Source organism: Chryseobacterium sp. VD8 (assembly GCF_037149975.1).
Classification (GTDB): domain Bacteria; phylum Bacteroidota; class Bacteroidia; order Flavobacteriales; family Weeksellaceae; genus Chryseobacterium; species Chryseobacterium indicum.
On the sequence record NZ_JBBCQL010000033.1, the window covers coordinates 15,528 to 27,703 of the forward strand.

The window sequence follows — 12,176 nt, forward strand, 5'->3', positions numbered from 1 at the left end:
TATGAAAAAAACAACCATTCTTTCTTTGGACGGAGGCGGAATCAGAGGAATTATCACCTGCATTATTCTGCGTTACATAGAAGAGCAGCTTCAGATTCATGACAAGCCAAGTGCCAGACTTGGTGATTATTTCGACTTTGTTGCGGGAAGCAGCACCGGCGGACTGATTGCTTCTATTATTCTTTGTCCCGATGAACACCGAAAAGCAAAATATTCTATCCAAAAAGGATTAGAATTATATGCTGAAAAAGGTGGTGACATATTTCAGGTTTCTTTTTGGGAACGTTTGGTAAATCCTTTCGGACTTCTGAACGAAAAAATTTCTCAGGAAGCACTTGAAAAAAACCTGAATGATTTTTTTGGAAATTTAGAATTAAAAGAATTAATAAAACCTTGTTTAATAACCAGTTACGATATAGAAAACCGAAGAGCAAAACTATTCAATTCGTGGAAAGCCAGTTTAAGTACAGATAATTTTTATGTAAAAGACGTGTGCAGAGCTACTTCTGCAGCTCCGACGTATTTCAGCCCGGTTCAGATAAAATCGATGTACGGGCAAATTTTCAGTTTAATTGATGGCGGAATGTTTGCTAATAATCCGGCTTTGTGCGCCTACGCAGAAGCAAGAAAAATTCCGTTTGCGGAAGCTCTGAAAAATCATCAGAAAGCCAATCATCCAAGCGTAAATGATATGATTGTTATTTCTATCGGAACGGGGATCGAAGCGAGATCATATTCTTTTAAAAAACTGGAAAAATCCGGGAAAATAGGCTGGGTAAATCCAATAATCGATATTTTGATGTCTGCCAACGCAGAAACAGTAGACTATCAGCTTTGTCAGATGTTCCAGACTTTAGGACTGAGAAATCAGAAAAATTATTACAGACTTAATCCTTCTTTAAAAAACGCTTCTCCTGCAATGGATAATGTAAAGAGATCTAATATTGAAAATCTGATACAAGCAGGATTAAGCTATATTGATGATAACAGAGAAATCTTAAATCAGATTGTTCAAAAGCTCATTAAAAACAAAATATAAGCTATATACCTTATAAAATACAGATATAAGCTTTTTTAATTATATTTAAATAATAACCAATCATGAAAACAATATTCACATTTATTATTCTCAATATCCTTTCTTTCGTTGCAGGCTGTTTTATTTTTTATTTTTTGTTAGACTACTTCAATCCTCCGGTCACAAAAGATGGACATCCATATATGCCGATTGAAAATGTAATATGTTCGGTAATCGCTGCTTTTGTTTTTACTATTCTGTTTTTCGTATTCATCAGAAAATATATTTCAGAAAATTTTTAATTTTTTAGAAAATAATTAAAAATACGTCGAGTTTTGACGCTTTGGGTAAATATCTTTACCTCAGAAATTAAAAACAATAATCTAAAAACTTACAACGATGAAAATTTTAATACAAAAAGAATATTAATAATTACACTTTCAGTTCTGAAATTATGATCTTCAGAATTCTTTCTCTTTAATCCATCCGGCTTTTTTACTACAAAGAATCATTCAGTTTTCTCACTGGATAGGATAAGATTATGTTCAAAATAAGATTAGTTTGCTAGCACTAACTATATCTCAATTATTATTAACATTTTAAAACCATTCACAAATTATGGCAAATTTAGTACAAGAATTAAACAGTTTAGATTTTAGTGTTTACATTGGTGGTCCTTTGCAGGCTGCAGTAAAAGCACAACACGACGCTTCGATTTCCCAAGTTAATTTCATTAAAGAAGTAGGCTTTACCCCTGCGGTTCCCGCTGCAGGAAGTACTCCCGCAATACCCTCTCAGTTGAGATATGTAGATTTTAATTATGAAAAATCTCTACCCAACCCGGATTATGGTAAAACACTTCAGGACCTGAAAGACGCAGGAAGAGTAGAAGCTTCTGCAACCGCTATACCTGCTACCATTAATGTATCTCAACAATTTCTAAAATCAGCCGTAAATCTAAAAGTTCCTTTCCTTACGATGCTTACGATTCCGGCTTTGAGAATTGATGAAGTGACTATTGATTTTAATGCGAAATTGAATTCAGTAGAAACACAAAATGTATCTAGCGAATTCTCAGGAAATGCTTCTATCAGTGCAAAATTCTGGAAAGTAAAATTCAATGCATCCGCTTCTTATAAGAAGACGACTTCAAGTACTTCAACTACAGAAAGAACATACACTTTGGGTGTACATGTAAGAGCTGTAAACGATGAACTGCCTGCTGGTCTTTCAAGAATTATGGATATGCTGGAAGACAGTATTGCCGCTGTTTAATTTAAATTTCAGGGTGGTTGCTTTGGCAGCCATCCTTTTGCTTCATTTTTTTTAATACAAAAACTAACTTATTATGCCGACATTAAAAGAATATTTAGGCGGAATTGTATCAGAAATTACCGCAGCCAGAAAAATGGCAGATATACAAACATTAGAGATTGCGAAAGAATATGCTCAGGACGATTTGCTAAAACATTTCTCTGTTCCAAGAATGAAGGTAGGAACAGTAGAACTTACAGTTCCTTTTGCAAAAGCAGCGGCATCGCCGGTTTTATCTTTCGCGGAGTTTACCTATGACGAAATTTTAAAAGTAGCCAAAACAGATTATGATCCTTCTGATACAGATAGTGATACAGAGCTCAAGGCACTTCTTAGTGATAAACAGGTTGAGTATAATAGCGACATTGCAGAGATGAAACGAGGAAATATAACTGATGTCACTCAAGCTGAGACGAAGTATTTTAATAGTATCCCTAAGTATATTATAAAGCTTTGTACTTCACTTCCCAACTTCAACTGGAAATTGGTAAATCCTGATCAACTGCATGAAAGGCTTTATTCTAGAATGCTTCAGGAAGCAAAAAAAGCGATAGAGGACAAACCGAATAACCCCAACGAGGTAATTGTAGAAGCAAGTAAACTGATGGATTTGGATCCCAAATGTATCATTATAGCGAAAATGAGTGTAACCGAATCCGGAATGGAATGGTCCAGACATGAAGATATTGACGGTAACATAGTCGAAACATTAATTCCTGAATAAAATATGAAAAAATCACAATTTATTCTGATCAAACAACTGAAAGAGAAATTGCTCCAGTTTCCTTCTATTGTTTCGAAACTGGAAAAAAAAGATCCTTATTTTATCGACTCGCTATTGGTCTGGCTGAAATCTGCTGAAGATATCTTTTCTTCTTATAACATTAGTGCTGTTTCCGAGCTGGCAGGTTTCAGAGCAAAAATTCTCGCTGCAAGAATAAGTAACGAAAGAGGAGGCAATATTAAAAAAAAACAAATTAAAGCGGCTTCAGATATTCTGTATGATCTGCAAAGTACGGTATTAACGGTATTAATACCTTTTGAAAAGAAAATAGACGACTGTCGTGAACTTATAAAACAGCTGCTTACACTTCTAAAACAAAGGGGAACAATACATTACAACCCTCAGGTTTCTTTTGAAGTATTTGTTAATAGTGTATGGCAGACCATACTCATGGATAATGAACTTAGCGTAGGAGCCATCAAATTAAAATCTATACTGTCTGAAACAGACATCATCATGGTTGTTGGCGATGAGATCGAAATAACGGAATTTATGTGACACTATTTTTGCGCATTATCTATTGTAGAAAATAACTCAACATTTGGGTTATTTTTTTCATCAGGCAATAAATTTTTAAATATTAAAAAAATACGTCAAGTTTTGACGTTCACCATGTCTACATTTGAAGTATAAAACAAAACACAAAGTATCATTTAAAAAAATAAATTTTCACTCAACGTATCTATGCTGAACAGCCCAAAATGTATTCAATTTTTAATGCCAAACACCAAAACAAAATGAAATCACAACATCATTACTCAGACATTATTTTCGACAGAAACCGCTACACTATTGAATGGAGCGATATTGAAAATGCAGAAACAGATTACGACAATTATCTTAATGACATTGAAACGTCTTCCGACGGAGTTTTAAAAATGATGACATTCAAAAAAATATATATCAATTAAATTTTAAACATATCAAGTTCTGCTGCTGTTCAGCAGTCTCTTATACCACCATTTCTGTTTCGTTTTTCTAAATTCAATATTCTTAAAATGCTGAACAGCCGGAACTTTGTTTAAAAAACACCATCAAATTAATACGCAAAAATTACATATATTATGATAACAAAAGAAGCACTAAAACTCTACTTTGAAAAGGGAGATTACCCTACACAAAATCAATTCTGGGAATGGATGGATTCATATTGGCATAAGGAAGAAAAAATACCACAGGATTCTGTTGAAGCATTTGAAAAAGTAATTCCGCTTTTTGACGGAAATAATTTAATAGGATCCGGGATTAAACTGATAATACCATCCAATACAAAGAAGATTTTTGCGGCTGCATACTCGTATGAAGGATTTAACTATCAAATAAGAGAGGTCATTTTAAATGAAGGTTTAGAAGAAATCGGGCAATATGCATTTAGCAATCAGAACATAAAAGTTATTAAAACTCCCTCTACATTAAAACTCATTGGATCTAATGCTTTTGATAGTCAATCCAATACAAGAGGAACAGGTGTTTTAGAAAAAATCATACTCAATGAAGGTCTTATAAGGATTGAAGATTCTGTTTTCTTGAATTATAAAGCGGCAGTTAATGATCTGTATATTCCAAACACAGTACAATCAGTAGGAAAAAATGCTTTTTTAATTCCTTCATTACAAACGGTGTCTGCTCCTGCAGGGTTGGATCTTAGTGCTTCGGGAATTCCTGCAACAGCAGTGATTACGTACAGATAAAAATTACCTTAGAACAAAGATCATGAAACTCATATCGATTCTAAAAAATAATATTTAAAAAAATTAAAATACGACAAGTTTTGTCGCTTTAACCTCATATATTTGTGGTAGAAACTTTTAACAATGAAAAAAGATTTTTATCTCACAAGGTACGCCTTAATTATTAAAAGACTGGAAGGTTCTCCGGCTACTTATTCTCAATTGGAAGAATACCTTCTTAATTCCTTCGAATTTCAGGATGCGGGGATTAAAAGCTACTCTATCCGTACACTGCAAAGAGATATCCGGGAAATTTCAGATCTTTTCAATCTTTCTATTCATAACAAAAAGAAAGGCGATAACCGGTATTATATCGAGAGCCGCCCAATTATGGAAGTGGATGAATATAATCAAAAATTACTGGAGTCTTTTCAGGTAAGCAACGCCCTGAACCTTCATCCTGATTTTTCAAATCTTATCTTTTTTGAAAGCAGAAAACCAACTGGCGTTGAGCATTTTTATGACCTTTTTTTTGCCATCCGTAATAAAAGAATTGTTTCTTTTGAGCATTACAACTACAAAAATAAACTGATGACTTCAAGAAAAGTTCATCCGCTGGCTTTAAAAGAATCCAAAGGAAGGTGGTATCTTATCGCTATCGATACAAAAGATAAAATGCTGAAATCTTTCGGATTAGACAGGATTAATTATCTGGATGTTTCTAAAAATACTTTCAGAGAGAAATACAAATACAATTTCAGAGAACATTTTAAAAATGCTTTCGGAGTGATGAATCTTACGGAACAGAATCCGCAGAAAATTGCCTTAAAATGCAGCAGACATCAGGGAGAATACATCAGAAGTTTTCCGCTTCATCAGTCTCAGAAAGAAACCAAAGAAACACCGGAAGAAATATTTTTTGAGTTTTTCCTGCATCCTACGTACGATTTTTTGCAGGAAATTCTCTCCTTCGGAAAAGAAGTTCAGGTACTGGAACCTAAAGTTTTAGTTGACGATATCCGCAAACATCTGCAGGAATCATTAAACAGGTATCTCGAAAGCTAAAAAACTTATTAAATTGATCCATTTTTTTGATTACATTTACATAAATATATCAAAGTGAAATCTTTTTTTGTTTTTCTTTTTTGCTGCGGTTTTTCTTTCTGTTTTTCCCAACAGACTGAGGAATTTAAGCTTATTAAAAATTATTACAACCAGCACCGTTCCATGCTCGGCAAAGAGTTTAAGAAAAAATTTGATGTCGAGACAGACAATTATCATAAGGCTTCTATAAAGGTCGACTATATGCTTTTTATGCAGAAAATGGACAGCATAGAGAATGTTGCGCTTACAGGAGCTTTATTAAAGACAAAAAATCTCGAAGATCTTAATAAACTAAAATTATTAAAAACTCCGTCCGCCGAGACTCCTGCTATTCCTTCTGTTGTTATCGATAAGATGGCAGATTATCCGGGAGGAATTAATGAACTGCGGAAAGAAGTTGCCAACCTTTTTTATCTCGGGGGTGTATATTCTGATGTAAAAACCGTAAAGGCAAATGTTGCATTTATCGTAGAAAAAGACGGAAGTATAAGTAATGTTCAGGCTGAAGGAGATAATTTCACCTTTAACAGACAGGCTGAAATTGCTCTGTATTCTGTTTCTCAGAAGTTTTCTCCCGCCATCATCAACGGCGGTCCGGTAAGATACCGTTTCCGGCTCCCACTCACCATGAATATTGAGCAATAAATGTTTACCGACGAATATTTCATGAAAATGGCTCTTCATGAAGCCGAAATTGCACTGGAAAAAGATGAAGTCCCTATCGGATGTATTATCGTTTCAAACAATCGGGTGATTGCAAGAGCCCATAACCTTATCGAAACATTAAATGATGTAACGGCTCATGCAGAGATGCAGGCCATAACTTCTGCAGCGAATTTTCTGGGCGGAAAATATTTAAAAGACTGCACGATATATGTTACAATGGAACCTTGCGTAATGTGTTCAGGGGCATTGTCTTGGTCACAAATTTCAAAAGTGGTGATCGGAGCGCGAGACGAGCATCGAGGATTCATCAACAAACATCTTTCACTTCATCCAAAAACAGAAATCATCACAGGTGTTTTAGAACATGACTGTTCTTTAATTGTAAAAGAATTTTTTAAATCTAAAAGATGATAAGAAAAGTTGAGGCTAAGATTTAGTATACTATTTATCAATGGTTTTTTAAAATCTGAATCTCAACTTTTACTATAAATTTTTCCCCAGAAAATATAGTCCTTTCAAAGTATGCAATCTGTCCATCACGTGAATTTTATCTGTTAAAGGCTTGTAAACGTGAGAAACTCCTCCTGTAGCTACCACAAAACAATCATCATTCACTTCATCGTTTATCCTGTCGATAAACCCTTCCACCATTCCCAGAAATCCATATACCATTCCGCTCTGCATACAGGTTACGGTATCTAAACCCAAAACTGTTTTTGGCTTTACCAGCTCTATTTCCGGAAGCTGAGCGGTCTGGCTGATCAGAGAATTAAGAGCGGTAACAATTCCTGGAGCAATAATTACCCCTAAAGTTTCCCCACTTTCCGCAACACAGCTCGCTGTAAGTGCTGTTCCGAAATCCAGAACAATTTTTTTCCTGTGCGGATACATATTATGAGCAGCGACAAGGTTTGCATAAATATCCGTTCCCATCTGTTTAGATTTTGCCTGAACTCCGGAAGGTGTATTTCTGTCTACAATTACGGGATGAATATCATGAATTTTTTTTATCGCCGCACTCATCACTTTTGTAAGCTGAGGTACAACGGAACCGATAATAACTTTACTGATTTCTTCAGGTTCAATTTTATAAGTCTGATACAGCATAAGCATTTGCGCATACAGCTCATCTGTCGTTCGGTAAGGTTTTGTATTAATTACCCAGGAAATCTCGCAGTTATCTTCGTTAAAAAGCCCGAATCTGATGTTGCTGTTCCCTATGTTTATTACAATTGACTTCATTTATTTATTTTCAAAAAGATGGAAATCTCCGTTTAATTTTAAGGCACTAAATTTAATGATTTTAATAAAAACACAGTCGATCTTCGGGATAAGTTTTGTTATACTTAAAAAACAATTATTTATATTTAGACCTAAAAATCACTTCAACTCAATTTTCATGAAAAAACTGATCCTTCTATTTTTATTTCTTTGGGGAATAAACAGCTTCTCTCAGACTGCCGCTGCTGCAAAAGAAGTCTTTGAAAAGCTTAAAAAAGAATCCAAAACTGATGGGACCGACAAAACGGTGTATAATATTCTGGATGAGTTTTACAATAAAACTTTGCAGGCGGAAAATGATGAAATGACGGATGAAACTATAGGAAAAATTCAGACTCTGATTTCTAATCCCGATACTAAAAACATCCACATTCTTTTGCTTTTTTTGATGTATCAGCAGCACATTAGCCAGACTGCTGCTGTCGGGAAAAAATCAAACCCTGAATTTCAGATCGAAACGATGAGCTTGCTGGAAGAAGAAACAAAAAAAATCTATGGAAAAATCCCTGCCATCATTTATATCTACAAATACGAATCATTCGACAGCGGCGATAAAAAACAGGAAGCCAAAGCTGCAATTATTCAGGGATTAAAAGAATATCCCGATTCTGTTCCTTTAAAAGTTTATAGTTATCTCAATACCAATGATGAAGCCCTAAAAAACGATTTGATTAAGAACCATTCCAATCATTGGATGGTAAAGCAGTTCGGGATTCAGTAATACCCTTCTTTATCACTCGATTATTAATAGTTCAAAGTCCATTTTCTAAAAATTTACATGAAAGAAAATTAATTCTTGCTTTATTTAGAAAATTCACTAATTTAGGACAAATTTAAAGCGGAGTCCGAAAAGCTTAATTAGAGTAGGAAATTAAAACAAATTATCAAATAATCATGAAAAATTTAAAAAAGCTTTCAAGAGAGAGTCTTAAAACGGTAAAAGGAGGCTATACACAGCAATGTGTTGATAACATGTATGCTATGGGATGCCAATTAAATCCAGGACCAGATTTAACTTATACATCAATTCCGGGATGCCCAACTTCCGTAAAAAGATATTGTCTTATATAATTTTTTAATTTAAATAAAAAAAAGAGGCTGTCTCAAAAGGACAGCCTCGCTTTTTATTATATAATAAATTTATTTCACTTCAACGAAATTATCTGCCATATTTACATCAGCAAGTCTTTGACTGAAATCTATTCCTAAAACAGACAATTGTGATTTTGTATAAGGTACAGTAATCGAATATTCTTTCTGAGTCCAAGGCCAATATGGCATTGTTTTAAATTCCCCGTAAGCATCTTTTTCCTTCCACGTATGCGTCATGTTCATAGGAATCTGGTAAGTAACCATTTTCTTATCGCTCGTTATCAAACTGAAATCAATTGGCATTGGAACCTGTCCGTTATTCACCAAAGTAATGGTGGTAGATTTTGCATCATATTTTACGTCTTTGATTCCGTAATCTATTGTTTTTGTGGTGTTGATCCAATAATTCTGAAACCATTTCAGATCCATTCCCGAAACCTTTTGGGCAATGTGTAAAAAGTCTCTGTCTGAAGGATGTTTCAGCGCCCAATGATCGTAATACTGCTTCAATGTTTCTGCAAGATTCTGTTCGCCCATAATATAGCCCAGTTCAACCAGATACAATTCTCCTTTTACATAAGAAGCGTATGTATAGGAAGTTCCGTTATCGTGATGATCTCCCAGCCAGACTGCGGGTTCTTCAATATCTTTTTTCACGAAATTTCTGTAAGCATTCAAAGAATTGGCAAAAGGATTCGGAAGTTGTTTTGCAGGAGGAAATAACTGATTCATGACATATCCTTCCGCATAACTTGTAAATCCTTCATCCATCCACGGACGCATTGGTTCGTTGGTAGCCAACATTTGTTGATACCATGAATGAGCTCCTTCATGAGCCATTAATCCCATTAGTCCCTCAATATCATCTGCTTCACCTAAAATCATGGTACACATTCCGTATTCCATACCTCCGTCTCCTCCCTGAATGAAAGAATATGTCGGATAAACATATTTCCCGAAATGGGAATTCATCAACTGATAATATTTCGTGATGTAAGGCTGCGCTTCTTCCCAGACTTTTGTTTTATCGTTATTCTGATATACTAAAAAAACTTTCGGACCTTGCGGAACGTCAAAACTTTTTACGATATAGTCTTTATCTGCAGCCCACGCAAAATCAAGAATGTTTTTAGCGCTCCATTTCCATGTTGCTTTATTTTTATCTGCTTTAATTTTAGCATTGGCATCATACCCTTTTACTTCAGAAGGATTTTCCAGAATTCCTCCTGCTCCGATGACATACTCTTTATTGATTTTTATCGTAACATCAAAATCTGAGAATGGTGCATGAAATTCTCTTCCGATATAATCAAATGCCGCCCAACCATCGTAATCGTATTCTGCGATTTTCGGATACCACTGCGTCATCGTCATGTCCACTCCTTCACTGTTGTTCCTTCCGCTTCTTCTGATTTGCTGCGGAATTACCGCATCCCATTCTAAAGTAAATGTAGTGGATGAATTAGGTTTAATCGGTTCTGCAAGGTACACTTTCATTATCGTTTCCTGAACTTCAAACTTAAGTGTTTTGCCGTTTTGCTTGATCCAATGGATATTCTGCGCTCCTTCCTGATCCTTCGGGATAGAAGCTAATCTTGAAACACCGTCTTTCTGCAGTCTGGAATCTCCGTTTTTTCCTTGTCCTGCAACTCTCTGATCCATCATCGAATTGGGCTTAAAAGCATTCCAGTACAAATGGAAATAGACAACATTCAGTTCGTCCGGAGAGTTATTTTTGTAATCTAAGGTCTGTTTTCCTTCGTAGGTAAACTTTTCAGCATTTACATCAATATCCATCTTATATTTCGCACTCTGCTGATAATAAGCTCCCTGCTGAGCATGAAACTGTGAAATGATAAATGCAAACAGGATTGCAACCGATTTTTTCATTTAAAATTTTATTTTTTCTAAAGATAAGTATTTAAAAATAATAATCTATTTAAACACGAATATCACTAATATTCACACAATTTTAAGCACAAATAAAAATTCGTGTGATTCGTGAAAATTAGCGTCATTTATGTTTAATTCAACAATTTTTTAATCAAAGTAATCTGTCCCAGATGATAATAGCAATGCTCAATCATGCCATCTATATTTCTGAGATAGGTTCCATATTTTTCGTCTACAAAAGCCTCGTTCATTTTCGAATCGGGCATTTTCTCCAATAAATCTGCGAACCTTTCGGCATCGCTTAAAAATTTACTTTTCAGGCTTTCCCACTGTTCCGGAGATTCAATCGGAGGTAGGTCGAAGCTGAATTGATCCCTGATTTCCAAATCGCCACCTTCAAAAAAGTTAATTAAACCGGCAATATAATAATCAATATGAAAAGTAAGCATTGCGATGGTATTTAAAGAATCTACTTTGGCTGTTGCCTTTTCTCAAGAAACATCGGAAAGCTGATCTCTGAAGTTGGTATTGGCAATCCATAAACCATCTAATGTAACCTCCCTAAATCTTTTGGCTAATTGTGCTGTTGAACTCATTAGTTTTAATTTTTCTTAAAGATAAACGTTCTTAAACACAAATTCCACAAATAAAAGCCACAATTTTAGGCACAAATAAACTTAGTGAAATTCGTGTGGAAAATTCGCGACGTTGAGTTTACTTTCTTTAAAGCAAATGTCTTAAACACAAATTCCGCAAATAATAATCACAATTTTAGGCACAAATAAACTTAGTGAAATTCGTGTGGAAAATTCGCGCGGCTGAGTTTACTTTCTTTATAATAAATGTCTTAAACACAAATTCTACAAATAACAAACATAATTTTAGCACAAATAAACTTAGTGAAATTCGTGTGGAAAATTTGCGTCATTCGTGTTTGAATAAACTGAATTCATGTCTCAACAAAAAACCTCAAATGAAGACATTCGAGGTTTATATGTATTGAAATTAATCAGATTATTTTTTCGCTGAAGATTCTTTCTTTCCGCTTTGTAAGATCTTTTCTAAGATTCTTAAGGTGATAAGATACGTTGGTTTTACTCCTGTTAATCCTAAACCTCCCGAAGAAAGGGTACTTCCGGTTTCCAAAGGATTATCGGATGCGTAATAAGCATACATCACGAATAAATCCGGAGTAATGTGATGCCTGATTTTAGATGCCACCTGAATTGCTTTCTGGTAATGCGCTCCTTCCATTTCAAGACCGATCGCTTTCCATGAAGTATTCATAAAATAAGAAAGAATATCCCTGTTCTGAAGCGAAGTTCCCAAAACGGTAATCATCGGACCTTCGAAA

16 protein-coding genes are annotated in these 12,176 nt (G+C 34.8%); 12 read left to right on the forward strand and 4 right to left on the reverse strand.

The window, feature by feature from the left end:
* The first annotated feature begins 1 nt into the window (after position 1).
* The 10 genes from WFK35_RS05945 to WFK35_RS05990 all read left to right on the forward strand — a co-directional run bounded on the left by WFK35_RS05945 (position 2) and on the right by WFK35_RS05990 (position 6,967).
* Positions 2-1,039 (forward strand): patatin-like phospholipase family protein, encoded by a 1,038-nt coding sequence (locus WFK35_RS05945; RefSeq protein WP_336731827.1) that lies wholly within the window; start codon positions 2-4, stop codon positions 1,037-1,039.
* Positions 1,040-1,101: 62 nt separating this feature from the next.
* On the forward strand, positions 1,102-1,320 hold the full coding sequence (locus WFK35_RS05950; RefSeq protein ID WP_336731828.1) for a hypothetical protein: 219 nt from the start codon (positions 1,102-1,104) through the stop codon (positions 1,318-1,320).
* Positions 1,321-1,636: 316 nt separating this feature from the next.
* Positions 1,637-2,293, forward strand: coding sequence for a DUF2589 domain-containing protein (locus WFK35_RS05955; RefSeq protein ID WP_214588074.1), 657 nt, complete (start codon positions 1,637-1,639; stop codon positions 2,291-2,293).
* Between the two features lie 73 nt (positions 2,294-2,366).
* Entirely contained in the window at positions 2,367-3,056 is a 690-nt protein-coding gene (locus WFK35_RS05960) for a hypothetical protein (RefSeq protein ID WP_336731829.1), read from the forward strand.
* Positions 3,057-3,059: 3 nt separating this feature from the next.
* Complete coding sequence (locus WFK35_RS05965; RefSeq protein ID WP_336731831.1) at positions 3,060-3,614, forward strand: hypothetical protein; 555 nt, start codon at positions 3,060-3,062, stop codon at positions 3,612-3,614.
* A gap of 239 nt (positions 3,615-3,853) precedes the next feature.
* On the forward strand, positions 3,854-4,027 hold the full coding sequence (locus WFK35_RS05970) for a hypothetical protein (protein WP_336731833.1): 174 nt from the start codon (positions 3,854-3,856) through the stop codon (positions 4,025-4,027).
* 153 nt (positions 4,028-4,180) lie between these two features.
* Positions 4,181-4,807: a leucine-rich repeat domain-containing protein gene (locus WFK35_RS05975; RefSeq protein ID WP_336731834.1), complete on the forward strand. Its 627-nt coding sequence runs from the start codon at positions 4,181-4,183 to the stop codon at positions 4,805-4,807.
* Positions 4,808-4,930: 123 nt separating this feature from the next.
* The gene (locus WFK35_RS05980; RefSeq protein WP_214588064.1) at positions 4,931-5,851 is read left to right on the forward strand and encodes a helix-turn-helix transcriptional regulator; all 921 of its coding nucleotides are present in this window, start codon (positions 4,931-4,933) and stop codon (positions 5,849-5,851) included.
* A gap of 54 nt (positions 5,852-5,905) precedes the next feature.
* Positions 5,906-6,535, forward strand: coding sequence for an energy transducer TonB (locus tag WFK35_RS05985; RefSeq protein WP_336731836.1), 630 nt, complete (start codon positions 5,906-5,908; stop codon positions 6,533-6,535).
* Positions 6,536-6,967: a nucleoside deaminase gene (locus WFK35_RS05990; RefSeq protein ID WP_336731838.1), complete on the forward strand. Its 432-nt coding sequence runs from the start codon at positions 6,536-6,538 to the stop codon at positions 6,965-6,967.
* 72 nt (positions 6,968-7,039) lie between these two features.
* On the opposite strand, the gene WFK35_RS05995 is transcribed toward WFK35_RS05990, so the two are convergent.
* A complete protein-coding gene (locus WFK35_RS05995) occupies positions 7,040-7,798 on the reverse strand; it encodes a type III pantothenate kinase (protein ID WP_336731840.1) in 759 nt (252 codons plus the stop codon).
* A gap of 157 nt (positions 7,799-7,955) precedes the next feature.
* Between WFK35_RS05995 and WFK35_RS06000 the strand changes: the two genes are divergently transcribed.
* A complete protein-coding gene (locus tag WFK35_RS06000) occupies positions 7,956-8,558 on the forward strand; it encodes a hypothetical protein (RefSeq protein ID WP_235132495.1) in 603 nt (200 codons plus the stop codon).
* A gap of 173 nt (positions 8,559-8,731) precedes the next feature.
* A complete protein-coding gene (locus WFK35_RS06005) occupies positions 8,732-8,908 on the forward strand; it encodes a bacteriocin-like protein (protein ID WP_336731842.1) in 177 nt (58 codons plus the stop codon).
* Between the two features lie 69 nt (positions 8,909-8,977).
* On the opposite strand, the gene WFK35_RS06010 is transcribed toward WFK35_RS06005, so the two are convergent.
* The 3 genes from WFK35_RS06010 to WFK35_RS06020 form a co-directional block, all read right to left on the reverse strand.
* On the reverse strand, positions 8,978-10,819 hold the full coding sequence (locus tag WFK35_RS06010) for a M1 family metallopeptidase (RefSeq protein ID WP_336731844.1): 1,842 nt from the start codon (positions 10,817-10,819) through the stop codon (positions 8,978-8,980).
* Between the two features lie 134 nt (positions 10,820-10,953).
* Positions 10,954-11,271 (reverse strand): hypothetical protein, encoded by a 318-nt coding sequence (locus tag WFK35_RS06015; RefSeq protein ID WP_336731847.1) that lies wholly within the window; start codon positions 11,269-11,271, stop codon positions 10,954-10,956.
* A gap of 565 nt (positions 11,272-11,836) precedes the next feature.
* Positions 11,837-12,176, reverse strand: a 340-nt coding sequence (locus tag WFK35_RS06020) for a DUF6909 family protein (RefSeq protein WP_442892013.1), incomplete at its 5' end; no start/stop codon positions are given.

Coding starts and splice junctions, on each gene's coding strand:
- WFK35_RS05955 (WP_214588074.1), top strand. CDS start 1,637: ATGGCAAATTTAGTACAAGAATTAAACAGTTTAGATTTTAGTGTTTAC.
- WFK35_RS05965 (WP_336731831.1), top strand. CDS start 3,060: ATGAAAAAATCACAATTTATTCTGATCAAACAACTGAAAGAGAAATTG.
- WFK35_RS05950 (WP_336731828.1), top strand. CDS start 1,102: ATGAAAACAATATTCACATTTATTATTCTCAATATCCTTTCTTTCGTT.
- WFK35_RS06015 (WP_336731847.1), bottom strand. CDS start 11,271: ATGCTTACTTTTCATATTGATTATTATATTGCCGGTTTAATTAACTTT.
- WFK35_RS05995 (WP_336731840.1), bottom strand. CDS start 7,798: ATGAAGTCAATTGTAATAAACATAGGGAACAGCAACATCAGATTCGGG.
- WFK35_RS05960 (WP_336731829.1), top strand. CDS start 2,367: ATGCCGACATTAAAAGAATATTTAGGCGGAATTGTATCAGAAATTACC.
- WFK35_RS05980 (WP_214588064.1), top strand. CDS start 4,931: ATGAAAAAAGATTTTTATCTCACAAGGTACGCCTTAATTATTAAAAGA.
- WFK35_RS05975 (WP_336731834.1), top strand. CDS start 4,181: ATGATAACAAAAGAAGCACTAAAACTCTACTTTGAAAAGGGAGATTAC.
- WFK35_RS05970 (WP_336731833.1), top strand. CDS start 3,854: ATGAAATCACAACATCATTACTCAGACATTATTTTCGACAGAAACCGC.
- WFK35_RS06005 (WP_336731842.1), top strand. CDS start 8,732: ATGAAAAATTTAAAAAAGCTTTCAAGAGAGAGTCTTAAAACGGTAAAA.
- WFK35_RS06010 (WP_336731844.1), bottom strand. CDS start 10,819: ATGAAAAAATCGGTTGCAATCCTGTTTGCATTTATCATTTCACAGTTT.
- WFK35_RS05945 (WP_336731827.1), top strand. CDS start 2: ATGAAAAAAACAACCATTCTTTCTTTGGACGGAGGCGGAATCAGAGGA.
- WFK35_RS05990 (WP_336731838.1), top strand. CDS start 6,536: ATGTTTACCGACGAATATTTCATGAAAATGGCTCTTCATGAAGCCGAA.
- WFK35_RS06000 (WP_235132495.1), top strand. CDS start 7,956: ATGAAAAAACTGATCCTTCTATTTTTATTTCTTTGGGGAATAAACAGC.